This window comes from Rhodococcus sp. IEGM 1370, from assembly GCF_033142325.1.
Taxonomy (GTDB): domain Bacteria; phylum Actinomycetota; class Actinomycetes; order Mycobacteriales; family Mycobacteriaceae; genus Rhodococcoides.
The window spans coordinates 43,286-66,521 of the sequence record NZ_JAWLRY010000013.1; the positions used below are offsets into that span (position 1 = coordinate 43,286).

Annotated in this window: 18 protein-coding genes; 6 read left to right on the forward strand and 12 right to left on the reverse strand. The window is 65.8% G+C overall.

Annotated elements, in window-relative coordinates; translation table 11 throughout:
- Positions 1-69: 69 nt before the first annotated feature.
- Positions 70-1,158, reverse strand: a complete 1,089-nt coding sequence (locus R4P47_RS16490; protein ID WP_317785210.1) for a magnesium and cobalt transport protein CorA — start codon at positions 1,156-1,158, stop codon at positions 70-72.
- Between the two features lie 57 nt (positions 1,159-1,215).
- On the opposite strand from R4P47_RS16490, the gene R4P47_RS16495 reads away from it, so the two are divergent.
- From R4P47_RS16495 to R4P47_RS16510, 4 genes are all read left to right on the forward strand, one after another.
- A complete protein-coding gene (locus tag R4P47_RS16495) occupies positions 1,216-2,052 on the forward strand; it encodes a PHP domain-containing protein (RefSeq protein WP_317534033.1) in 837 nt (278 codons plus the stop codon).
- A complete protein-coding gene (locus tag R4P47_RS16500) occupies positions 2,049-2,663 on the forward strand; it encodes a MarC family protein (RefSeq protein ID WP_149407942.1) in 615 nt (204 codons plus the stop codon). Before R4P47_RS16495 ends, R4P47_RS16500 begins: the two co-directional genes overlap by 4 nt.
- A complete protein-coding gene (locus tag R4P47_RS16505) occupies positions 2,660-2,947 on the forward strand; it encodes a hypothetical protein (RefSeq protein ID WP_149407943.1) in 288 nt (95 codons plus the stop codon). Before R4P47_RS16500 ends, R4P47_RS16505 begins: the two co-directional genes overlap by 4 nt.
- 271 nt (positions 2,948-3,218) lie before the next feature.
- On the forward strand, positions 3,219-4,424 hold the full coding sequence (locus R4P47_RS16510; RefSeq protein WP_317785211.1) for an NADP-dependent malic enzyme: 1,206 nt from the start codon (positions 3,219-3,221) through the stop codon (positions 4,422-4,424).
- Positions 4,425-4,503: 79 nt separating this feature from the next.
- On the opposite strand, the gene R4P47_RS16515 is transcribed toward R4P47_RS16510, so the two are convergent.
- From R4P47_RS16515 to R4P47_RS16530, 4 genes are read right to left on the reverse strand one after another with little or no spacing between them, the layout of a single operon-like run.
- Positions 4,504-5,196, reverse strand: a complete 693-nt coding sequence (locus tag R4P47_RS16515) for an ABC transporter permease (RefSeq protein ID WP_149407944.1) — start codon at positions 5,194-5,196, stop codon at positions 4,504-4,506.
- Entirely contained in the window at positions 5,193-5,858 is a 666-nt protein-coding gene (locus tag R4P47_RS16520) for an ABC transporter permease (protein ID WP_317785212.1), read from the reverse strand. Before R4P47_RS16520 ends, R4P47_RS16515 begins: the two co-directional genes overlap by 4 nt.
- A complete protein-coding gene (locus R4P47_RS16525) occupies positions 5,855-7,006 on the reverse strand; it encodes an ABC transporter ATP-binding protein (RefSeq protein ID WP_317785213.1) in 1,152 nt (383 codons plus the stop codon). Before R4P47_RS16525 ends, R4P47_RS16520 begins: the two co-directional genes overlap by 4 nt.
- Positions 7,006-7,980 carry an ABC transporter substrate-binding protein gene (locus tag R4P47_RS16530; protein ID WP_149407946.1) on the reverse strand — a complete coding sequence of 325 codons (975 nt, stop codon included), beginning with the start codon at positions 7,978-7,980 and terminating at the stop codon, positions 7,006-7,008. The genes R4P47_RS16525 and R4P47_RS16530 overlap by 1 nt, the downstream gene beginning before the upstream one ends.
- Before the next feature lie 207 nt (positions 7,981-8,187).
- On the opposite strand from R4P47_RS16530, the gene R4P47_RS16535 reads away from it, so the two are divergent.
- Complete coding sequence (locus R4P47_RS16535) at positions 8,188-9,078, forward strand: glycine betaine ABC transporter substrate-binding protein (RefSeq protein WP_317785214.1); 891 nt, start codon at positions 8,188-8,190, stop codon at positions 9,076-9,078.
- Here the strand turns inward: R4P47_RS16535 and R4P47_RS16540 are convergent.
- From R4P47_RS16540 to R4P47_RS16550, 3 genes are read right to left on the reverse strand one after another with little or no spacing between them, the layout of a single operon-like run.
- Positions 9,034-9,990 carry an alpha/beta hydrolase gene (locus R4P47_RS16540; protein ID WP_317785215.1) on the reverse strand — a complete coding sequence of 319 codons (957 nt, stop codon included), beginning with the start codon at positions 9,988-9,990 and terminating at the stop codon, positions 9,034-9,036. The two genes, R4P47_RS16535 and R4P47_RS16540, sit on opposite strands and share 45 nt — an antisense overlap.
- Positions 9,991-9,998: 8 nt before the next feature.
- Entirely contained in the window at positions 9,999-10,832 is an 834-nt protein-coding gene (locus tag R4P47_RS16545) for an SDR family NAD(P)-dependent oxidoreductase (protein ID WP_068053168.1), read from the reverse strand.
- The gene (locus tag R4P47_RS16550; RefSeq protein WP_317785216.1) at positions 10,829-12,400 is read right to left on the reverse strand and encodes an NAD(P)/FAD-dependent oxidoreductase; all 1,572 of its coding nucleotides are present in this window, start codon (positions 12,398-12,400) and stop codon (positions 10,829-10,831) included. The genes R4P47_RS16545 and R4P47_RS16550 overlap by 4 nt, the downstream gene beginning before the upstream one ends.
- Positions 12,401-12,469: 69 nt before the next feature.
- On the opposite strand from R4P47_RS16550, the gene R4P47_RS16555 reads away from it, so the two are divergent.
- Positions 12,470-13,123, forward strand: coding sequence for a TetR/AcrR family transcriptional regulator (locus R4P47_RS16555; RefSeq protein ID WP_149407950.1), 654 nt, complete (start codon positions 12,470-12,472; stop codon positions 13,121-13,123).
- A gap of 322 nt (positions 13,124-13,445) precedes the next feature.
- Here R4P47_RS16555 and R4P47_RS16560 read toward each other — a convergent pair whose 3' ends face one another.
- The 4 genes from R4P47_RS16560 to R4P47_RS16575 all read right to left on the reverse strand — a co-directional run bounded on the left by R4P47_RS16560 (position 13,446) and on the right by R4P47_RS16575 (position 23,130).
- A complete protein-coding gene (locus tag R4P47_RS16560; RefSeq protein WP_317785217.1) occupies positions 13,446-17,237 on the reverse strand; it encodes a multifunctional oxoglutarate decarboxylase/oxoglutarate dehydrogenase thiamine pyrophosphate-binding subunit/dihydrolipoyllysine-residue succinyltransferase subunit in 3,792 nt (1,263 codons plus the stop codon).
- Between the two features lie 110 nt (positions 17,238-17,347).
- Entirely contained in the window at positions 17,348-21,208 is a 3,861-nt protein-coding gene (locus R4P47_RS16565) for an ABC transporter ATP-binding protein (protein ID WP_411567345.1), read from the reverse strand.
- A 99-nt stretch (positions 21,209-21,307) separates the two neighbouring features.
- Positions 21,308-22,078: an ABC transporter permease gene (locus R4P47_RS16570; RefSeq protein ID WP_317785218.1), complete on the reverse strand. Its 771-nt coding sequence runs from the start codon at positions 22,076-22,078 to the stop codon at positions 21,308-21,310.
- The gene (locus tag R4P47_RS16575; protein WP_317785242.1) at positions 22,075-23,130 is read right to left on the reverse strand and encodes an ABC transporter ATP-binding protein; all 1,056 of its coding nucleotides are present in this window, start codon (positions 23,128-23,130) and stop codon (positions 22,075-22,077) included. The genes R4P47_RS16570 and R4P47_RS16575 overlap by 4 nt, the downstream gene beginning before the upstream one ends.
- Positions 23,131-23,236: the final 106 nt, after the last annotated feature.

Below are 23,236 nucleotides of genomic sequence, written 5' to 3' on the forward strand. Positions count from 1 at the left end.
GGAAGGGGTCGGGGTAATCACCAACGACCGTCGGACTCTGTTGGACGTTGTCCAATCTCCGAAAGGTCGCTAGAGCCAGTCGTTCTTGTGGAACGTCCGCCACAGTCCGATACACACGCACAACACGACCGCGACCATCAGGTGATAGCCGTACGTCCAGTGCAACTCGGGCATGTTGTCGAAATTCATCCCGTAGATGCCCGCGACCATCGTCGGCACAGCGGCGATCGCCACCCACGACGAGATCTTGCGCATGTCCAGGTTCTGCTGCATCGTCACTCGCGCCAGCGCGGCGTCGACCAACGAGCTGAGCACCTCGTCGTACTCGGAGATACGTTCGGCGACGGTTGTGTGATGGTCCTGCACGTCGCGCAGGTAGCGTCGCACCGCCTTGGGGACGCTCGGCTCCTGCACCAGACGCGCCAACGGCGTGGACAGCGGTGTCACCGACCGGCGCAGCTCGACGACCTCCCGCTTGAGGAGGTAGATGTTCTCGATGGGCACGTGGTGGTGCGGCGAGAAGACTTCCCCTTCCATGCCGTCGACGTCTCGCTCGATCGAGTCGGTCACCGCGAGGTACTCGTCGACGACGTGGTCGGCCACCGCGTGCAGCACCGCCGAGGGGCCGAGTGCGAGCTGTTCCGGGTTCGCTTCGAGGCGCTGACGCACGCCGGCCAACCCCGAATGCTCCCCGTGCCGAACGGTGATGACGAAGTCGCGGCCGACCATCACCATGATCTCGCCGCTCTCGACGATCTCGTTGGCGGTCGTCACCGACTCGTGCTCGACGTACTTCACCGTGCGCAGCACCAGAAATGCGACGTCGTCGTAGCGCTCGAGCTTGGGCCGCTGATGGGCGTGCACGGTGTCCTCGACCATCAGCTCGTGCAGGCCGTAACACTGGGCGATCGCGCTCATCTGGTGTTCGTCGGGTGCATGCAGACCGACCCACACGAATCCCTCGCCGCGGGCACGGACCTCCGCGATGGCCGAGGTGTGCGTGAATCTCCCGGGCAGTCGAGTCCCGTCGACGTAGACCGCGCAGTCGACGATCGCCCGGGCCGTGGGCACCGGAATGCGCGGTATCGGCTCGGGACCGGCCTTGGCCGAACGTCGATGCAGCGACGGCAGCGACGGGCGTGGTGGAAGGGACGGCATGGCGGGCAATCGTACGCCAGCAAAACGACGACGGAGTGGGCCTGGAACACTGTGCAGGTGCTCATCGATCTCCACACCCACTCGACGGCGTCCGACGGCACCGACAGCCCGGCCGAGCTGGTCCGCGCCGCAGCCGAGGCGGGACTGTCGGTGGTGGCTCTGACCGATCACGACACCACCTCGGGGTGGGACGAAGCGGCCGCCGCACTGCCGTCCGGCCTCACGCTCGTGCGCGGCATGGAACTCTCCTGCACCGGGCGAGGCGAGGACGGCGAGCCGGTTCCTGTGCATCTGCTCGCGTATCTGTTCGACCCCGCGAACGAGGCGTTCGCGGGAGAGCGCGCACGGTTGCGCGGCGAGCGGGTCACTCGATTGCGTGCCATCGCCGAGAAGATGGCGGCGGACGGTCTGCCCATCGATCCCGACGCGGTGCTGGCCTCGGCCGGAGCGGCAGCCGGACGACCGCACCTGGGCCGCGCGCTGATCGATGCCGGTTACGTTCCGAACATGGACGCCGCGTTCGCCGGTCCGTTGGCGACGAGCGGCAAGTACTACGTCGAGAAGGTCGACACTCCCCTCGAGGTCGCGGTGGACATGATCGCCGCGGCAGGCGGTGTCAGTGTGCTCGCGCACGCCAGAGCTCGTGCCCGCGGTCGCATCCTCGACCTCGATCACATTCGCGAACTCGCAGCGCGCGGTCTCGGGGGAGTGGAAGTGCATCACATGGACCACTCGCCGCAGGACACCGCGGTGATGGCCGATCTCGCTGCCGAACTGGACCTGATCGTCACCGGATCCTCGGACTACCACGGCACCAACAAGACGGTGAAATTGGGCGAATACACTACGGCCCCAGAGCAATACGACCGTCTCGTAGCGGCGGCACGCCCATGACATTCGACGTGACGCTCTACCTGACGGTGCTCATCACCCTGTTCGTCATCATGGACCCACCGGGCGCGATCCCGGTGTTCCTGTCGCTGGTGGGCCGCAAGAGCAAAGAAGAACGCAACAAGGCCGCGTGGCAGGCACCCGCCGTCTCACTGACCGTCATCTCGGTGTTCGCGATCGGCGGCCAGGCGATCCTGAGCTACCTGCACATCGGCATTCCGGCACTGCAGGGCGCAGGTGGGTTGTTGCTGCTGCTCATCGCGTTGTCACTGCTCACCGGAAAGGGCGCGGGCGGAGACACCGCCGCGGAGGACGTCAACGTCGCGCTCGTGCCGCTCGGGACTCCGCTCATGGCCGGCCCCGGTGCCATTGCCGCGGTAATCGTCTACGTCAGCCAGGCCGACGGTGACGTCGGTTCGTTCCTGGCAATTGCGTTGGGCATCATCACCATTCACGTGCTGTTCTTCCTGGTGCTGCGATTCTCGACGGCGCTGATCCGGCTCCTCGGAGAAGGCGGCATCTCGCTGTTGGCCCGCATCGCCGGCCTGTTGCTCGCCGCCATCGCGGTGCAGCTGATCGCGGATTCTGTTCGCGGATTCGTGGCCGGCGGATGACCGGGGGATCGTTCGGGCTCCGATTCCTGCGCGGGCTCAGCGGCGTCGTCACCGCAGGACTGGTGGTGCTCGCCATCGGCGTCGCCGTCACGCAGTATCTGGGGCACTCCCGCGGATTCCCCGGTCCTGGTGGTCTCTCGGTCGCCGCACACATCGTCGCCGCGATCGTTGCCGTGTTCGCGCAGCGCGTCACCGATCACCGTCGCGGATTCTCGGCCGTTCTCGGGGCGATCGTGGTCTTCGTCGCCACCGGCCTCGTCCTGTGGACACAGTGGTGGCAGTAGAACAGTGGTGGCAGTAGAAGCAGTGCTGGCACCGAGATCTGCTCCGTTCTGACTCTGTGGTCAGGTGGGGTGGCGATGTGGCACACTGGGGCACCGACAGGGCTACAGCCCATCGCTGATCGTGCAGGCGCACCCGCCTCACATGCGAGATACGCTCTCGGCAGTTTGCAGCCAGCACTGGCGCACTCCGACGGCCCTCATTTCCACTACTCACTTCGTTGACATTTCGTCGCCTCGCCGGTCGAGGTCGACAGTGCGAGGAGCTTTCACCGTGACGGCAGTCGAAGACACCGCAGCAACACCCACAACGCCCGCCCTTCCCGCCGGAATCACCGACGAGGAGATCTTCGCCGGGCACCTCGGCGGGAAGCTGTCGGTCGAGTTGGCAGCGCCGCTCGAGACCCAGCGCGATCTCTCGATCGCCTACACTCCCGGAGTGGCCCAGGTCAGCCGCGCCATCGCCGCCGAACCCGCGCTGGCCAAGCGATACACCTGGACCGATCGCCTCGTCGCCGTCATCTCCGACGGTTCCGCAGTGCTCGGCCTGGGCGATATCGGTCCCCGCGCGTCGTTGCCGGTGATGGAAGGCAAGGCCGCACTGTTCAAGAAGTTCGCGGGTCTCGACTCCATCCCGATCGTGCTCGACACCAACGACGTCGACGAGATCGTCGAGACCATCGTGCGGACGCGGCACAGCTTCGGTGCCGTCAACCTCGAAGACATCTCGGCACCGCGCTGCTTCGAGATCGAACGCCGCGTCATCGAGGCGCTCGAATGCCCGGTGATGCACGACGACCAACACGGCACCGCCATCGTCGTCCTCGCCGCGCTCAACGGGGCTGCGAAGGTGCAGGGCCGGAGCACCTCCGAACTGAAGGTCGTCATCTCCGGAGCCGGGGCAGCAGGTGTGGCGTGCGCCAACATGCACCTCCTGGCCGGCATCCGGGACGTGGTGGTGCTGGACTCGCGGGGGATCGTCTCTTCCGATCGCCAGGATCTCACCAGCGTCAAGGCCGACCTCGCCGCGCGCACCAACCCCCGTGCACTGGCCGGCGGAGCGGTCGACGCCCTGGCCGGAGCCGACGTGTTCCTCGGTCTGTCCGCGGGCAAGGTCGACGAGAGCTACATAGCCTCGATGGCCCCGGACTCCATCGTGTTCGCGCTGTCCAACCCGGATCCGGAGATCCATCCGGAGGTGGCGAGGAAGTACGCCGCCATCGTGGCAACCGGACGCAGCGACTTCCCGAACCAGATCAACAATGTTCTCGCCTTCCCCGGTGTGTTCAAGGGCGCGCTCGACGCAGGTGCCCGCCGCATCACCGAAGGCATGAAGCTCGCCGCTGCCGAGGCAATCCTCTCGGTTCTCGGCGACGAGTTGGCTGCGGACAAAATCGTGCCCAGCCCACTCGATCCTCGTGTCGCCCCGGCCGTTGCGGACGCAGTTGCGGCAGCAGCGCGAGCCGAGGGCGTCGCGTAGGAAAACGGAAAGAAAACACCGGCGAACCCGGCCCCCACCCGGGCCTGCGGTTCGCCGGTGTCTTTCGTCGTGGGACGAGTCAGACCTTCGCGAGTCCGGTCGGCATCCGCCGTAGGCGACCGGTTCCCGGGACGGACGTCCACACCGCGAGGGCGAGCAGACCGTCGACGATCAGGGTCAGCAGCGCCACCAGGATCGCGCCGACCAGAACGCGGCCGTAGTCGTAGAGCGCGAGCCCGTCGAAGATGTAGCGGCCGAGCCCGCCGAGGTTGACGTAGGCCGCGATGGTCGCGGTGGCGATGATCTGCAGTGTGGTGTTGCGCAACCCGCCGAGGATCAGGGGCAGAGCGTTGGGGATCTCGACGCGAAACAGCACTTGGGTTTCGGTCATCCCCATCGCGCGGGCGGCGTCGACGACGTTGGCGTCGACGTTCGCGATGCCGGAGTACGTGCCGGCCAACAGCGGAGGAATGCCCAGCAGTACCAGCGCGATGATCGGCGGGATCAGGCCCAACCCGATCACCAGAACCAGAAAGACGAGAATGCCGAGGGTCGGCAGCGACCGCAATGCGTTGACGAGCCCGACGATGACGGCTTCACCGCGGCGCAGGTGACCGATGAGCAGTCCGACCGGAACCGCGACGGCAGCCGAGAGCAACACTGCCAACAGGCTGTACCACATGTGTTCGATCAGCCGTGCGCCGATTCCCGTGGGACCGGCCCAATTTCCGCCGTCGAGAATGTACGAGAACGCCTCGGAGAAGAGATTCATGCGCGTGCCTTCTTCTTCGACGAGCCTGTGCTCAGCCGCGTCCATGGGGTGAGTCGACGCCCCAGCAGGTACAGGGCCGCGTCGAAGATCAACGCCAGGAACACGATCGAGATGATGCCCGCGAAAATTTGATCGGGATAGTCACGCTGGTAGCCCTGGGTGAACAGCTGGCCGAGGCCGCCGATGCCGATCACCGAGCCCACCGAGACCAACGAGATGTTCGTGACCGCGACGACCCTGATGTTGGCGATGAGTACCGGAAGTGCCAGTGGCAGTTCGACGGTCACTGCTCTCCGCAGTGTCGAGTAGCCCATCGCCTCGGCGGAATCGACCACGGCGACCGGCACCGAATCGAGTGCCTCGGGTACTGCGCGCACGAGCAGCGCGGTCGAGTACACCGCCAGCGCGATCACCACGTTCAACGGATCGAGAACGGGAAGACCGACGATCGCGGGGATGGTGACGAACAAGGCCAGCGACGGAAGCGTGAACGCAATACTGGCCACCGTCAGCGTGATTCGGCGAACCCAACGGGTGTTGCGAATGACGGTACCCAACGGGATGGCGATCAACAGTCCGATGAGCAGCGGGACGAGCGAGAGATACAGGTGCGTCTTCGTGTAGCCGAGAACCACATCAAAGTTGTCCAGCAGCCAGGTCACTGTTCGTTGTCCCCGGTAGCGAGGAAGTGGTGCCGGTTGCGTTCGGAGTCCTCCGACTTGCGTTGTGCGGCAAGGTTTTCGAGTATCTCCGCCCCGTCGACGCTACCCACGGCCGCCCCGGATGCATCGACCGCGACACCGATTCCCGACGGCGAGGAGATCGCCGAGTCGAGTGCCTGACGCAGATCGCCGCCCTCGAGGAACAGGGAGCCGCCCGCCGCCGTGCTCTCGTCGATGCTCCGGCCTTCGCGCACCTTCTCGACTCCGGTCGCGTCGATCCATCCGAGTGGACGGCGCTGCCCATCGACGACGAGGACCCACTGCCCCTGGTCCAGCCTCAGACCGTGGATCTCGTCCTGCGTCGCCGTATGGATGGGGTGCATGGTCACCGACTGTGCCGACCGAAACGACAGGCCGCGGTAGCCACGATCGCGACCGACGAACGACGCCACGAAAGACGTTGCCGGTGAGGCGAGTACGGTCTCCGGCTTGTCGTACTGCTGCAATCGGCCATAGGGTCCGAACACGGCGATGCGATCACCGAGCCGTACGGCCTCGTCGATGTCGTGGGTGACGAACACGATTGTCTTCTTCAGATCGGCCTGCAGTCGCAGCATCTCGATCTGCAGTTCTTCCCGAACCACCGGGTCGACCGCGCTGAAGGGCTCGTCCATCAGCAGGATCGGCGGGTCTGCGGCAAGCGCCCGGGCGACGCCCACACGCTGTTGCTGCCCGCCGGACAGTTGCGCCGGGTAGCGCGAGGCGAATGCCGGGTCCAGGCCGACGCGCTCGAGAACGTCGAGCGCGGCTGTGCGTGCTGCGCGACGCGATTCGCCGTTGAGTACCGGCACCGTGGCGACGTTGTCGACGACGGTGCGGTGCGGCAGCAACCCGGCACTCTGGATGACGTAGCCGATGCCGCGGCGCAGCTTCACCGCGTCGATGTCGGCGATGTTGCGCCCGTCGACGGTGATGACGCCCGAGGTGGGCGTGATCATGCGATTGATCATCCGCATCGAGGTGGTCTTGCCGCAGCCGGACGGCCCCACGAACACGGTGAACGAGTGTGGCTCGATCACCAGGTCCAGCGAGTCGACGGCCGTGGTGCCGTCCGGATACGTCTTGTTGATGCTCTCGAAGGTGATCATCAGCTGACCGGCTGATCCAGACCCTTGTCCTGGACCCAATCCGCTGCCGCTGCCGCGGGCTCGACCTTCTCGTCACCGGACACTCGCGTGTTCAGCGCAATGAGCTCCTCGGTGGTGATCTGCGCCGACACGGCGTCGAGCACCTGAGTGAGCTTGTCGGACTGCTTGGCCGTACGCAGCACCGGAATGATGTTCTGGGCAGCGAAGTTGTTCTCCGGATCCTCGAGGACGACCAGATCGTTCTGTGCGATCGAGGGCGCGGTGGTGAAGATGTCCGCTGCGACGACCTGTCCGGAGACGAGGGCCTCGACCGTCGCCGGGCCGCCGCCGTCGGAGATCGGGATGTAGTTGCCGGGCGAGATGTCCAGACCGTACTTGTCTCGCAGACCGGGCAGGCCGCCGACGCGTTCCTGGAATTCCGGGGTACCGGCGAAGGTCACCTCGGAGGAGAACGGGGCGAGGTCGCCGATGGTGGTGAGGTTGCGCTCGGTGGCGGTCTGGCGCGTGACGACGACGGCGTCCTTGTCCTCGCCCGGTGCCTGCGCCGTCACGGTGAGGTCGTCGCCCAGAGCCGCGGGCAGTGCGGCCAGGACGTCCTCGGAGGACGTGGCGGTCGCGGATTCGTCCAAGTACTGCAGCAGGTTGCCGGTGTAGTCGGGGATCAGGTCGATCGACCCGTCTCGCACTGCCGGAATGTAGGCCTCACGGCTGCCGATGTTGAGCTTGGTGCTCACCTCGAAACCGTTGGCGCGCAGAGCCTCGGCGTAGATGTTCGCCACGGTCTCCGACTCGGGGAAGTTGGCCGAGCCGATGATGATCGAGTTGGTGTCGCTGTTGCTCTCGCCGCCGCCACTGGACAGTGGATCCGAATTTCCGCCGCAGGCGGTCAGAGCGGTGACCGAGAGGGCGAGTGCGGCAACGGCGGCCACTGCCCTCGGAGCGGAGAACGCGCGCGTGATTCGGGAGGTGGTCATGGTGTCCTTCCATCGGTTCGGGCACAGTCCTACCCATCTCCGATCGCCGCCACCGGGCTGCGGGGGCATCGTCGAAACCAGGACTCGGGCTGCTCGGGATGGTAGTCGAATTCAGCGTGCCCATAAGGTTGGTTCGACTACCGTCTCGTTCGCACTAGTGCCCCGCGGCCGAGATCGGTAAACCACCCGGGCAGTGAACAGGAGAAAATGACAGTGCGATCGTCGGTTCTGGCAGCAGCCCTGGTGATGTCGATCGCCGGACTGGTCGGCGGTTGCAGTGCGGGCGAGTCGACCGACCCTGCCGGCGAGCCCGTCGTCGTCGGAGCAGGCAGCTCGGATCTGTCGCGTCTGCTCGCGCAGATCTACGCCGGTGGACTGCGGTCGACGGGAGCGGACGTCGAGGTGAAGGAAGACCTGGGAGACCGGGCCGACTACCTCGCGGCGCTGGACCGCGGGGAGGTGACGATGGTTCCCGATCTCACCGGAGAACTGCTTCGCACCTTCGACACACTGTCGGCGGCATCCGAGGCCGAGGACGTGTACACCGAACTGAACCGATCACTGCCGGCCGGGTTGTCGGTGGGGGATTACGCCACCGCCGAGGATCGACTTGCCATTGCGGTGGCGTCGGACAGTGAATCGGGCGACGAGACGGTGACCGACTTCCTGGGGCGTGGGGAAAAGACCGTGGGAATCGTGGACGATCAGGTCGATCCGATGGACGTCCTTGCGCAAGGCACGAAGAGCCCCACGTTCACGGGGGCGTCGTTCACCGATTTCACTCCGTATGCCGATGGGCAGTCCGCCGTGGACGGGTTGAACGCCGGGGAGGTCGATGCACTGGCGATTCGCACCGCCTCGTTCGGCCCGTTGGCGAAGGATCTGACCACGCTGCCCGACGACGATCATGTGTATCCCGCGCAGAACGTGGTTCCGCTCTACGTCGACGGAGTGCTCAGCGAGAGTGCTCTGAGGTCGTTCTCGGTGGTGGCGGGGGAGCTGACGACTGCGGACCTCGCCGACATGATCGGCGAGGTCCGCAACGGCGTTCCGTCAGGCGAGGTCGCCGGCCGCTGGCTCGGTGAGCGCAACCTGTGACACTGTGCCGGTCTGCGTTGCCCTGACCTTGCGGCCCAGGTACGAGCCCATGTGATGGACGGCCTGAGCCGCCTCCCGCAGGATCGACGCCTGTAGATGGGCCACGTGCCAGAGCTTCTTGTACTCCACGTGCTCGAGCTCCACGCCCGACAGACGCAGCTTGTCCGCGAAGGCGGTGATCTGCGGGTACAGCACCTCGTCGGTGCCGACGTGCATGACGATCGGAGGCAGCCCGTCGAGGTTGCCCAGCAGCGGTGCGAAGCCTTGGTCCAGTGGATCGCCCGCGCCCAGATAAGCGTCGGCCGAGCTGTACGACCAGCCGGTGTTGACCACGAGATCGCGGTCCTTGGCGGCGTCGCGTGCACCGGGATCGACCCAGGGCGAGATCAGGCCGAGGGCGGCCGGGCTGGTGCCGTCGTCCACCAGACGCCTGGCGGTGGCAACCGTCAGACCTCCACCGGCGGAATCGCCTGCGATGGCGATGCGGTCCGCGGTGAATCCGTGAACACGGACCAGCTCGCGGAACGCCGCGACAGCGTCGTCCAGACCGGCCGGGTACGGGTTCTCCGGGGCCAACCGGTAATCGAGCACGTAGACGGCGCTGGCCGATTCCCGCGCCAGATGCGCTGCCAACGACCGGTGCGTGTTGATCGAACCGATCGTGTACGCGCCGCCGTGCAGGTACAGAATCGCGGTGTCGCGTTCGGTTGCCCCGACGGTGATGCGCTCCGCTCGCCGTCCGGCGAGCGTCAACTTCTGCGCGACGGTTCCGTGCGGAAGAGTCTGCGCCGGAGCCGCCGCCTCGAGCAGGGCCCGCTGGGCTCGGAACGACAGACGCGGATTCAGCGCCAGGCGATAGAAAGGCTTGAGTGCTGCCGCGACGATCGGCAGGGGAACGTAGAAGGACTTCACGGGCTCGCCTACTTCTTCGTTCGGGGAAGCGCGCGCTTGGACACCGCGGCGATCAGGCCCTGGTAGCGCGAGCCGGTGATGCGCTGCAACAGATCGAGGGCGATGGCGTCGGATCCGATGAGCACCCTGCCCTTGCCCTTCTCGACGCCCTTGAGAATGGTCTTGGCAGCGTCGATCGGGGTGGTCTTGGCGAGCTTGCTGTCGAAGAACTTGGCCACGTCGGCCTGATCGAAGTTCTCGGCGACCGTGGCGTTGCGGGCGATGGCGGTCTTGATGCCACCGGGGTGCACCACGGTCACCTTCACCGGTGCCTTGGAGATCAACATCTCCATGCGCAGCGACTCGCTGAACCCGCGGACGGCGAACTTCGCGGCGTTGTACGCCGACTGCGACGGCATGGCGAGCAGGCCGAAGAGGCTGGAGATATTGATGATGTGGCCGTCGCCGGAGGCCTGAATGTGGGGCAGAAATGCCTTGGTGCCGTTGACGACTCCCCAGAAATCGACGTCGACGATGCGCTCGATGTCCTTGAACGAGGACTTGTCGACGTCACCGTGGTACGCGATGCCCGCGTTGTTGTAGATCTGGTTGACCTTGCCGAAATGCGCAACGACGGCCTCGGCGTAATCCAGCACGGTCTCCCGCTGGGACACATCCAAGAAATCCGACTTGACCTCGGCGCCCAACGCCTCGACTCGTCGAACCGTTTCGTCGAGTCCGGCGGTGTCGACGTCGGACAATGCCAACTTCGCTCCGCGGCCGGCCAGTTCGAGGGCCAGGGCGCGGCCGATTCCCGAGCCCGCGCCGGTGACGACGGCCACCTTGCCTGTGAATGTGCTCATCGTGCGGACACCTTGTCTGTGTTGTTGCCGGCGGAGTTGGTCGCCGACGGTCCGGAGGGCAGGTCTGCGGTAGCGACGCTACGGTACGCATCGAGATCGAAGTTCCTGGTGATTCTGCGGAACTCGAAGGTGAAGCCCGGCCACAGCGTCGTGTTGTTGCCGTGCTTGTCGAGGTACCAGCTGGCGCATCCGCCGTTCATCCAGACACTCTTGGAGAGTTGGTCCTGCAGCGTCACGTTGTACTCGTCCTGCACGTCCTTGCGCACCTCGATGGTGCCGATGTCGTGCTTGTCGATGGTGTTCAACGCGTCGACCAGGTAGTTGATCTGCGACTCGATCATGAACACCATCGACGTGTGGCCCAGACCGGTGTTGGGGCCCACCAGGAAGAACATGTTGGGGAAGTTCGCGACCGCCGCGCCCTTGTAGCCCTGCTGACCGCCGTCCTCGAAGGTTTCGGCCAGTGTGCGGCCGTCCTTGCCGGTGATGCCGTGGTAGGCGGGGGAGTCGGTGACGTGGAAGCCGGTGGCGACGACGAGCGCGTCGATGGGGCGTTCGGTGCCGTCCTTGGTGACGATGGAGCCCTCGCGGATCTCGGCGATACCGTCGGTGACGAGATCGACGTGGCTCTTGGCGAGCGCGGGGTAGTACGCGTTCGAGATCAGCATGCGCTTGCAGCCGATGCGGAAGTTCGGCGTGACCTTCGCGCGCAGGGCCTTGTCCTTGATCTGCGTGCGCAGGTGGTTCTCCGACGCCCACTGCAGCGGCTTCATGAAGGCCGGAGCCTTCGCAAGTCCGACGACCTGCGTCTCGCGCATCGCGTAGATGCCGGTGCGGGAGAGACGCTGGAATCCGGGAACGTGCTTGAAGGCGAAGCGCTCGAGCTTGGTGTACGGGCGGTCCGCGCGGGGAAGAATCCACGGCGCGGTGCGCTGGTACACGTCGAGGTGCTTCACCTGATCTGCGATGGCGGGCACGATCTGGATCGCCGACGCGCCGGTACCGATGACGGCGACGCGCTTGCCCGCGAGCGAGACGTCGTGATTCCACTGGGCCGAATGAAAGACGTCGCCCTTGAAGTCGTGAATTCCCTTGATGTCGGGCAGGTTCGGCTCACACAGCGCGCCGACGGCGGAGACGACGATCTTCGCGGTGTATTTGCCCGTGGTGGTCTCGACGTCCCAGCGGTTGGTCTCGGCGTTCCAGCGGGCCGAGGTCACATCCGTGCCGAACACGTGCTTGTCCATCACGCCGTACTTGCGCGCCACCCCGGCGATGTACTTCTGGATCTCGGGCTGCGTGGAGAACGAACGCGTCCAGTTCGGGTTCAACGCGAACGAGTAGGAGTACAGGTGCGACGGCACGTCGCAGGCGGCACCGGGGTAGGTGTTGTCGCGCCAGGTGCCACCCACATCGTGGCCGCGTTCGATGACGACGAAGTCCTTCTTGCCTGCCTTCGTCAGCTTGATCGCGGCACCGAGGCCGGCGAATCCGCTGCCGATGATCAGCGTATCGACGTGACGCGGCGTCGTTGCACGGTCCGAAGTATCTGTTACGGGAAGACTCATGTAGGGGAGCGTAGAAGCTTATTGAGTGTGAGTCAATAGTTATTGACTAACATTCAGTAGGGTGGTTGCATGGCGTTCGTGAACAGCCCCGGCACATCGACCACGAAGAGGACCAGGCTCAGTCCGCAGCAACGACGAGCGCAACTGATCGAGCTCGGCACCGAGATGCTCGCCGACCGCCCCCTCGAACAGATCTCCGTCGAGGACATCGCAGACCAAGCAGGCGTCTCCCGAGGTCTTCTGTTCCACTACTTCGCCTCCAAGCAGGAGTTCCACCTCGAAATCGTGCGTGAATCCTCGCGCGTCATGCTCGAGCGCACCGCACCCGATCCGTCGTTGCCACCGTACGAGATTCTGCGCGATTCCATCGCGAACTACGTCGATTACGTCACCGACAAGCGGCAGATGTACGTCTCGCTCCTGCGCGGCACTCCCAGTGGTGATCCGCAGATGCGCGCGGTTTTCGAGGACACCCGCTCCGCCATGGCCGAGCGAACCGTCGCGCAACTCGGGGGACTCGACATCGAGGTCACCCCCACCATCGTGCTGGCCGTCCGCGGCTGGATCGCCTTCGTCGAGGAAACGACGATCAACTGGCTCACCGCGCCCGAACTGAGCCGCGACGAACTGATCGACCTCAACGTCAACGCTCTGCCCGCGGTCGCACTGGCACCAGGAATGATCACCGCACTCCTGGGAACCGACGCCGACGCCTCAGCCTGACCGACGCCCGCCCGACGCCCGCCCCGGCTGGGATCAATGTCCCTTTGTTGCAGTCCGACCGACTGAATCTCGCATTGATCCAGTAGATGGCCCCCGCCCCGTCGCCCCGCCCCGCACGCGTCGCCCCGCCCGCACGCGTCAATGGACCCTTGCACTTCCCAGACGTATGCAGCGGTCCATTCACTCAGCCCCCAACGCTGCGTGGATGGACCGTTGCACTGCTCAGACGCATGTGATGGTCCATTGACGCGGAGTGGGGAGCCCCGAAACGACAACAGCGGCCCACTTCCGAGGAAGTGGGCCGCTGTTGTCGTCGAATTTTCTAGCCTTCGCCGACTGCGTTGAAGGCCTCGTCGATGATTTCGAGTTGCTCGACGGCGTGCACCTTGCTCGATCCCGACGACGGGGCGGACATTGCGCGACGCGAGATGCGCTTGATGCCGACCAACTTCTCGGGGACGAGCTCGGGCAACGCGAGACCGAAGAACGGCCAGGCACCCTGGTTCGCAGGCTCTTCCTGAACCCAACGGAATTCCGTTGCGTTCGGGTAGCTTTCGAGTGCTTCTCGGATGCGGCGGACCGGCACGGGGTAGAGCTGCTCGATGCGGACGATGGCGACGTCGTCGCGGTTGTCCTTCTGCTTGCGTGCGAGCAGCTCGTAGTAAAGCTTGCCGCTGACCATCAGCACTCGCTTGACCGCGCTGCGGTCACCGGTGCCGGTGTCGTAGGTGGGCTCGTCGAACACCGAGTGGAACTTGCCGTCGGTGAAGTCCTCGATGTTGCTCACCGCTGCCTTGTTGCGCAGCATCGACTTCGGGGTGAAGACGATCAGCGGGCGACGGATGCCGTCACGCGCGTGCCTGCGCAGCAGGTGGAAGTAGTTCGCGGGGGTCGAGGGGAGTGCGACGGTCATCGAGCCCTCGGCGCACAGCGTCAGGAAGCGTTCGATGCGTCCGGACGTGTGGTCGGGACCCTGGCCCTCGTGGCCGTGCGGCAGCAGCAGCACGACGTCGGAGAGCTGACCCCACTTGGCCTCACCGGACGAGATGAACTCGTCGATGATGGACTGCGCGCCGTTGACGAAGTCGCCGAACTGCGCTTCCCACATCACCAGCGCGTCCGGGTTGCCCACGGAGTAGCCGTACTCGAAGCCGACTGCAGCGAACTCGCTGAGGGCGGAGTCGTAGACCATGAACTTGCCGGGGTTGTCGCTGCCGATGTTCTGCAGCGGGGTGTACTCGGCACCGGTCTTGCGGTCGATGATCACCGAGTGACGCTGGGTGAACGTGCCGCGTCGGGTGTCCTGGCCGGAGAAGCGGATGTTGCGTCCCTCGTCCACCAGCGATCCGAGCGCCAGCAGCTCGCCGAAGGCCCAGTCGACCTTGCCCTCGTGCGCCATCTCGCGACGCTTCTCGAGCACCGGCTTGACGCGCGGGTGGACGTTGAATCCGTCGGGGACGTCGAGGTGCGCATCGCCGATGCGGTGCAGCACTGCCTTGTCGACGGCCGTGGTGAGCTTGGCAGGCAACTGCTGGTCGAGTTCGACCGATTCGCTGGGCTCCGGGGTGTACTTCTCGAGTTCGCGTACCTCGTTGAAGACGCGTTCGAGCTGGCCCTGGTAGTCGCGGAGTGCATCCTCGGCTTCCTTGAGCGAGATGTCTCCACGGCCGATGAGCGATTCGGTGTAGCTCTTGCGGACGCTGCGCTTGGTGTCGATCACGTCGTACATCGCCGGCTGCGTCATCGAGGGATCGTCGCCCTCGTTGTGGCCGCGACGGCGGTAGCAGATCATGTCGATGACGACGTCCTTGTGGAACTTCTGACGGAAGTCCACCGCCAGCTGAGCCACCCAGGCGCAGGCCTCGGGGTCGTCGCCGTTGACGTGGAAGATCGGCGCGGCGATCATCTTCGCCACATCGGTGCAGTACTCGGACGAACGCGAGAACTCCGGTGACGTGGTGAAGCCGACCTGGTTGTTGACGACGATGTGCACGGTGCCGCCGGTGCGGTAGCCCCGCAGATCGGACAGGTTCAGCGTCTCGGCGACGACGCCCTGGCCGGCGAATGCCGCGTCTCCGTGCAGCATCAGCGGCAGAACGGAGTAACCGCCCTGGCCGGTGCCCTTGTCCAGCAGGTCCTGCTTGGCGCGGACAAGGCCTTCGAGAACCGGGTCGACGGCTTCGAGGTGCGACGGGTTCGCGGTGAGCGAGACCTTGATGTCGTTGTCACCGAACATCTGGATGTACGTGCCCTCGGCACCGAGGTGGTACTTCACGTCGCCGGAGCCGTGTGCGGCAGCCGGGTTCATGTTGCCCTCGAACTCGGTGAAGATCTTCGAGTAGGGCTTGCCGACGATGTTGGCGAGCACGTTGAGGCGACCGCGGTGCGGCATGCCGATGACGACCTCGTCGAGGGCGTACTCGGCGCTCTGGTCGATGACGGAGTCCATCATCGGGATGACCGACTCGGCACCTTCGAGCGAGAAGCGCTTCTGCCCGACGTACTTGGTCTGCAGGAACGTCTCGAACGCCTCGGCTGCGTTGAGCTTGCTCAGGATGTACTTCTGTTGCGCCACAGTCGGTTTGACGTGCTTGGCCTCGACGCGTTCCTGCAGCCAGGTGACCTGCTCGGTCTCGAGGATGTGGGTGTACTCGACGCCCACGTGGCGGCAGTACGAGTCGCGCAGAACGCTGAGCACGTCCCGCAGCTTCATCTTGTCCTTGCCGTGGAATCCACCGACCTTGAATTCGCGGTCGAGATCCCACAGCGTGAGGTCGTGGCTGATCACGTCGAGGTCCGGATGCATCCGGAACTTGTCCTTGGTGAACTGCAACGGGTCGGTGTCGGCCATCAGGTGACCGCGGTTGCGGTACGCCGCGATGAGTTCGAGCACGCGGGTGTTCTTGTCGACCGTGCCCTCGGGCAGATCCTTGCGCCAGCGAATGGGCTCGTAGGGGATCTTCAGCGAGTGGAACAGCTCGTCGTAGAACTCGTCGCTGATCAGCAGGTTGTGGATCGTCTTGAGGAAGTCACCCGACTCCGCACCCTGAATGATGCGGTGGTCGTACGTCGAGGTCAGCGTCATGAGCTTGCCCACGCCGAACTCGGCGAGACGCTCGTCGCTGGCTCCCTGGAACTCTGCCGGGTACTCCATGGCACCGGCACCGATGATGGCTCCCTGGCCGTTCATCAGACGCGGCACCGAGTGCACGGTTCCGATTCCACCGGGGTTGGTCAGCGAGATGGTGACGCCCTGGAAGTCCTCACCGGTGAGCTTGCCGTCGCGAGCGCGACGCACGATGTCCTCGTACGCGTTGTAGAACTGCGTGAACGTGAAGTCCTGCGTGTTCTTGATGGCAGCGACGACGAGGGAACGGTTGCCGTCCTTGCCGGGCAGGTCGATGGCGAGACCGAGGTTGATCGCGGCCGGAGTGACGGCGTTCGGCTTGCCGTCGACCTCGGCGAAGTGGCGGTTCATGTTCGGGAACGCCTTGACGGCCTGCACGATGGCGTAGCCGAGCAGGTGTGTGAACGAGATCTTGCCGCCGCGGGTACGAGCGAGATGGTTGTTGATGACCAGGCGGTTGTCGACCATGAGCTTGGCCGGAATCGCACGCACGCTGGTCGCGGTGGGAATCTGCAACGAGGCGGACATGTTCTTCGCCACCGCGGCAGCAGCGCCGCGCAGAATCTTGCTCGACTCTTCACCGAACTCGGCTGCGGCGGGCTTCGCGGGAGCGGACTTGGCCGGCGCGGCCTTCTTCTCGGCCGGCTTGGCAGCAGCGGCAGGCTTCGCGGCCTCGGCCTTGGGAGCGGCGGCTTTCGCAGCGGCCTTCGGCGCGTCGGTCTTGTCGGGAGCAGAGGCGGCCGGCTTGGCTGGTGGCGCTGGTGCTGCGGGAGGCGCGGACTTGGTCGAGCTACCGTTCGAGGCTGCGCCGTTACCGGCAGCACCGTTGGATCCGGCGGTCTCGTCGGTTGCTGCCTCGGGGTCGTAACCGGTCAGAAACTCGTGCCAGCTCGCGTCGACGGATGAAGGGTCCTGCTTGAATCGCTGGTACATCTCGTCGACCAGCCATTGGTTTTGTCCGAATTGGGTAGTAGAGCTGCTGCTCACGGCAGTAGTTCGCCTCGTTTCTGTCTTCGTTCCCGTTCAGCGCGCGTACGTGTCCAGGCTAGACCGTTGGTCCAGCTCACGTGCGTCCGGGACGTAGCTGTGATATGTACTCACCGGTAACCATCGGCCTCGTTGTCGATGACACCTTCGATTATCGAATTATTCCCTCGGTTCGTTTCGGCTGCAGTCCACAGCTGCGCGTAGAAGCCGCCCTGCGTGCGGAGCTCCGAATGTCGACCTACTTCCACGATACGGCCGCCGTCGACCACCACGATCAGATCTGCCCGCGCGGCGGTGGCCAAGCGGTGCGCGACGACCACTGCGGTGCGAGTACGCGCGACGGCACTGCCGGCGGCTAGCACGGTGCGTTCGGTCGCGGGATCGAGCGTGGCGGTGGCCTCGTCGAGGAGCAGCAGGTCGGGGTCGACCAGCTCGGCCCTGGCCAGTGCGATCAGCTGTCGTTGACCTGCGGACAGTCCTTGGCCGCGCTCGCCGACGGGTTGGTGCATACCGCCGCGAAGTGCGGCGATGGTGCTCAGAGCACCCACCGAGCGTGCCGCGTTCTCGATGTCGGTGCGGCTGGCATCGGGTCTGCCGTAGGCGATGTTCGACGCCACGGTTCCGGTGAACAGGTGCGCTTCCTGCGGTACGACGCCGAGTCGGTGGCGGTAGTCCGAGAGGCGATAGTCGCGTAGATCGTGGCCGCCGACCCGCACCGATCCGGAGGTCGGATCGTAGAAGCGGGCCAGCAGTTTCACCACCGTGGACTTGCCCGCGCCGGTCCGTCCGACCAAGGCGACGGTGGTCCCGGCGGGGATGGTGAGATTTACCTCACTCAGGGCGTCGGAGTGAGCCCCGGCATACCGGAAACCGACATCGACGAGTTCTATGTCGGCGCGAAGGCGTCCGCCGGGAAGTGCGGTGGTGTTCGCGTCGGCGGAGGTTTCGATCGAACTCGTGGTGCGCAGGAGATCCCCGATGCGGCCGACACCGACACGTGCCTGCTGGTAACCGTCGAACACCTGCGAGAGCTGCTGGATGGGTCCGAAGAGCAGTCCGAGGTAGAGCACGAACGCCACGAGGGTGCCCGCTGTGGTGGTGCCGGTGGCGATCTGGTGCGCGCCGACGAACACGACGACGGCGAGGGCGATATCGGAGAGCAACGTGATGAGGGGGAAGAACACCGAGATCGCGGTCTGCGATCGCATTCGACTCGCGCGGTAGCGGTCGGAGCGTTCGGCGAATCGGGATGCGGCGTACTCCTCGCGCCGGTAGGCCTGTGCCGCGCGCAGGCCGGTGACGTTCTCCTGGAAATCGGCGTTGACGATGGAGATTCGCTCGCGGGACGTCGAGTACGCCGCCGAGGAGATGCGCCGGAAGATCACGGTGGCCACGGCAAGCGGTGGCACGACGGCCAGCGCCACCAGCCCGAGAGTGGGGTCGGTGACGAGAAGAGCGGCGGCGATACCGACGACGGTCAACACACTCACCACCGCCGTCGATGCCCCGGTCTGAATGAACGACGACAGTGCGTCGACGTCGGTGGTCATGCGGGTCATGATGCGGCCCGACAGCTCACGTTCGTAGTAGTCGAGGCCGAGCCGCTGAATGTGCGCGTAGCTGCGGACGCGGAGTCCGAAGAGCACTCGCTCACCCGCCCGCGCGGTGATCACCGTCGTCCAGCAGACGACGAACCAACTCGCCGCTGCCAACACGACGCCGATCGAGGTGGCGATCCACAGGGTGTTCGAGTCTCCACTCGCCACTCCGTTGTCCACCGCGTAGCGAACGAGCGAGGGGAAGGCGATCGAGGCCAGTGAGTCCAGCGCGAGAAGCACCACCACGACGGCGAGCAACGAGCGCACGGGGCTCAGCAGTCTCGGCAGCCGGAACTCCGGGTCGGGTCGACGCAGCTGCGATCCGGATGTGCCCGGATCCTCGGTCGCAGGCGGCAGGGCCGCGACTGCCCGGGATATGGCGGGTGTGGGTGCGAGCGATCCGAAAGCCCCGGCCATCGCAGTTCCGTGACCACCGCCGCCTCCGGGCGCGGGTGTCGAGACTGCGCCGGGCTCGACCGTCGACTCCGGATCCGTGTCCGGCCAGAGCGTGTCGGCGGAGGGGTCGACGGTCGGCTCCGCACCGGGATCGTCGTTCTCCTCGCCGTCTCCACCGGCCAGGAGGGCCCGGAACAACGGACAACGCCGATCGAGTTCGTCGACGGTTCCGGTGTCGATGATGCGGCCGTTGTCGAGCACGGCGACGCGATCGGCCAGGGTCAGGGTCGAGCGGCGATGAGCGAGAACGAGGGTCGCGCGCGTCCGGACGCCACGTAACGCGTCGAAGATGGCGGCCTCGGTCTCGGCGTCCACTGCCGAGGTGGCGTCGTCGAGAATCAGAATGCGCGGCTCGACGAGAAGAGCACGGGCCAGTGCGATGCGTTGGCGTTGGCCACCGGAGAGGGTGAGTCCGCGTTCGCCGACGAGGCTGTCGTATCCCTCGGGCAGCGCGTCGATGAAGGTCGATGCCTGTGCCAGCCGCGCCGCATGCTCGATCTCCTCCGCTGTGGCGTCGGGCCTGCCGAGGGCGATGTTGGCGGCGATGGTGTCCGAGAAGAGGAACGGCTCGTCGAACACCAGCGAGACCGCTTCGCGGAGCGACGTCGAGTCGAGGTCGTCGATATCGAACGACGTTCCGTCGGATGTCAGCGCAATCTGTCCCTCGGAGGGGCGATAGAAACGGGGGAGCAGCAGGGCGAGAGCGGTCTTTCCCGAGCCCGCGTGGCCGACGACGGCCACCGTCTCACCCGGCGAGATGGTCAGATTCAGGCCGGTCAGCACATCGCGTTCGGGCTCGAACCCGAAGGTCACCTCGGAGATGCGGACTCCGAGCGGGCCGTCGGGCAATGCGACGGGGGCGGCCGGTTCCGGGTCGGACGGCTGGGTATCGACCACCTCGTAGACGCGCTCGACGGCCGCGCGGGAGAGCTGAGCCATGATCACCACCGACGAGACGGTGCGGGTCACGGCGGACAAGGTTGCGACGTAGGTGGCGAAGGCCAGGAACGTGCCGATCGTGATGTGGCCCTGCAGGGCCAGATAGCCGCCCAGGGCGATGACTCCGACGAGTCCGAGTTGCGGAATGGTGGCCAGCGACGGTGCGAACCGCGAGTTGATCTTCGCCGATCGCATGCGCTCGGCGAAGAGCGTGCGACCGAGCGTCTCGATGCGATCCACCGCACGGGCTTCCTGGCCGAAGCCCTTGACGACTCGAACGCCGGTGACGGTTTCCTCGACGTGCTGAGCCAGATCGGCGGCGCGTTGTTGCGCCGACCAGGTGGCCGCGAAGAGAGTGGGCCGCATTCGGTAGACCACGATGCTGACCGCAGGAACGATGAGGACCGCGACAACGGTGAGCAGCGGCGACAGATACGCCATCACCGCCAGCGCCAGTACGAACTGCAGGACGGCTCCCGCGGACAGCGGCACCATGGCCAGCAGACCCTGCACGAGTTGCAGGTCGGTGATCGATCTCGACACCACCTGGCCGGTGCGGATCTCGTCCTGCTTCCGACCGTCGAGCCGCTGCAGCGACGCGAGCAGGTCCAGGCGCAGATCGTGCTGAACGTCGATCGAGAGCCGGCCGGCGAGCATGCGTCGACCGAATTGGCATGCGAACCGGACCAGACCCAACAGTGCGATGGCGGCGGCGACGGTGGCGATCTTCTCGCCGTTGCCTGCGGTCGCGTCGTCGATCGCCGCCCTGGTGAGCAGCGGAAACGAGATGTCGATGACCGCGGCGATCATCGTCACGCCCAGGGCTCCGAGTGCCGTACGTCGATGCAGCAGGCACTGCGCGATCAGACGTCTGATCCACCCACGCCGGGTAATCGGCGCGGGTTCTGCGCTGTCGAGTGTCGACGAGCCGCGTCGGGGTGCCGCTGCACGGTCTTTCACCGCATTACTGTGTGCCATCGATTCACCACGGTAGACCCGGGCACCGACAGCGTCGGCCTGCGAATGTGGGGACCGGCTGTCCGGGTCGTTCCGCAGGCTCCACTCCCGGTACCGACCTCAGTCGATGTCGCGAGTGCGGGCCAGGAACCAACCGACGCCGGTGAGAATCGCCGCCCACAGCGCGAGGCCAAGCGGTGCCCACGGCCATGACGCCAGGTCGCCCGCGTCGTCGAGTTGCGTCGCCGCCATGGTCGGCAGGGTCAGGTTCGACGGAAGCGCCACGGCGACCGATCCGAGCCCGAGTCCGAACAGGATCAGCGAGAGCAGACCCTCGCCGAACGGGAGCCAGGCGACGAGCACGACGGCGGCCCACGTCGGAGATTTGAGCAGCAGACCGAGGCCGGCACCGATGATCGACCACAGCACGACGGAGAGGAGGCACGACGCCACCACGCCGATGAACGCGCCGTCGAGCAGCACGGTCCGCTCGTTGAAGATCAGCAGGCAGATCAGGCTGGCCAGCAGCACCACCATGCCGTATCCGAGGCCGAACAACGCAGTGACGATGAGCTTGGCGGCGATCACTCCGTCTCGGCCGCGAGCGGTGAGGAAGCTGGTGGTGATGGTCTGGTGGCGGAACTCGGTTCCGGTGTTGACGGCACCGAAGATGCCGGCGAACAGAATCGCGGCACCGGCGGCGACGTAGAGACCGATGGAGGCGACCCCGCCGGAGATGTCCAGGTCCTCCTCGAACTCGCCCAGCTGGTTCGCGATCACCGACGTGATGACGGATGCGAAGACTCCGACGACAATCGGCGCGATCGCCAGTGCCCACCAGAACTTCAGTGTCGTGACCTTGCGGATCTCCGACGTCAGCAACGCGTTCATCGCTGGCCCCCGTTCCAGTTCTGCGGCGGAGCGTAACTCTGCGGCGGCGGGCCGTAATCCGGCGGCGGCGGGCCGTAACCCGGCGGCGGTGGGCCGTAACCCTGCTGCGGCCCGCCGTACGGGTTCTGTTGGACGGGTGCGGCGTTGTACTGACCCGCGGTCATGGACAGGAACACCTGCTCGAGGTCGACGTGTTCACTCGTGGTCCCGAAAATCGTCACCTGGGCGTCGGCTGCGATGCGGGCGATCGTGGCCGCGTCGGTCCCGGCAACACCGATGCGTCCGTCGGGCAGCAGTTGGGAATCGTTGAAGCCGTTCGACGCCAACGCGAGCGCCAGTTTCGCCGGATCCGAGGCGGCGACGAGCACGCGGCTGGGGCGGGTGGACCGCAGTTGTGCGATGGAACCCTGGTATTTCAGCGAGCCGGCGCTGACGATCACCAGGTTGTCGACGGTCTGCTCGACCTCGCGCAGAATGTGACTCGATATCAGGACCGTTCGCCCCGATGCGGCGTATGCCTTGAGGAAGTCCCTCAGCCAGGCGATTCCCTCGGGGTCCAGACCGTTCGCGGGTTCGTCGAGCACGAGGATTTCCGGATCCCCCAGCAGCGCTGTCGCCAAAGTGAGGCGTTGACGCATGCCGAGGGAGAAGCCGCCTGCGGCGCGGTCGGCAACGTCGCCGAGGCCGACGAGTCGCAGTACGTCGAGGGCGCGGCTGTCGGGTACGCCGATCGCGGCGGTGTAGATCTTCAGGTGATGGGCAGCGCTGCGCTTGGGGTGCACGCTCAACGAGTCGAGGACGGCCCCCACCGTGCGGGCCGGGTGTTCGGTCGTGCGGAACGGCGCGCCGTTGACGAGGCCGACGCCCGAGGTGGGTGCAACGAGCCCGAGGAGCATGCGCAGCGTCGTCGACTTACCCGAGCCGTTGGGGCCGAGGAATCCGGTGACGGTGCCGCGCGGGACGACGAAGCTCAGATCCGACACTGCGCGAACGGTGCCGAACTGCTTGGTCAGCGCCTGCGCTTCGAGCGCTGCTCCCGGATAGCTGGTCATCTGCGCGCAATCCCCCTTGCCGTTGGTCACCTCGTGTACCGGCTGCTCGCGGCAACCGGTACCCGAGGCTACGGGGTGCACCCGACATCGCCCTCGAGAGCGCCGT

Coding starts and splice junctions, on each gene's coding strand:
- R4P47_RS16490 (WP_317785210.1), bottom strand. CDS start 1,158: ATGCCGTCCCTTCCACCACGCCCGTCGCTGCCGTCGCTGCATCGACGT.
- R4P47_RS16500 (WP_149407942.1), top strand. CDS start 2,049: ATGACATTCGACGTGACGCTCTACCTGACGGTGCTCATCACCCTGTTC.
- R4P47_RS16505 (WP_149407943.1), top strand. CDS start 2,660: ATGACCGGGGGATCGTTCGGGCTCCGATTCCTGCGCGGGCTCAGCGGC.
- R4P47_RS16515 (WP_149407944.1), bottom strand. CDS start 5,196: ATGAATCTCTTCTCCGAGGCGTTCTCGTACATTCTCGACGGCGGAAAT.
- R4P47_RS16525 (WP_317785213.1), bottom strand. CDS start 7,006: ATGATCACCTTCGAGAGCATCAACAAGACGTATCCGGACGGCACCACG.
- R4P47_RS16530 (WP_149407946.1), bottom strand. CDS start 7,980: ATGACCACCTCCCGAATCACGCGCGCGTTCTCCGCTCCGAGGGCAGTG.
- R4P47_RS16535 (WP_317785214.1), top strand. CDS start 8,188: ATGACAGTGCGATCGTCGGTTCTGGCAGCAGCCCTGGTGATGTCGATC.
- R4P47_RS16545 (WP_068053168.1), bottom strand. CDS start 10,832: ATGAGCACATTCACAGGCAAGGTGGCCGTCGTCACCGGCGCGGGCTCG.
- R4P47_RS16550 (WP_317785216.1), bottom strand. CDS start 12,400: ATGAGTCTTCCCGTAACAGATACTTCGGACCGTGCAACGACGCCGCGT.
- R4P47_RS16555 (WP_149407950.1), top strand. CDS start 12,470: ATGGCGTTCGTGAACAGCCCCGGCACATCGACCACGAAGAGGACCAGG.
- R4P47_RS16565 (WP_411567345.1), bottom strand. CDS start 21,208: ATGGCACACAGTAATGCGGTGAAAGACCGTGCAGCGGCACCCCGACGC.
- R4P47_RS16570 (WP_317785218.1), bottom strand. CDS start 22,078: ATGAACGCGTTGCTGACGTCGGAGATCCGCAAGGTCACGACACTGAAG.
- R4P47_RS16575 (WP_317785242.1), bottom strand. CDS start 23,130: ATGACCAGCTATCCGGGAGCAGCGCTCGAAGCGCAGGCGCTGACCAAG.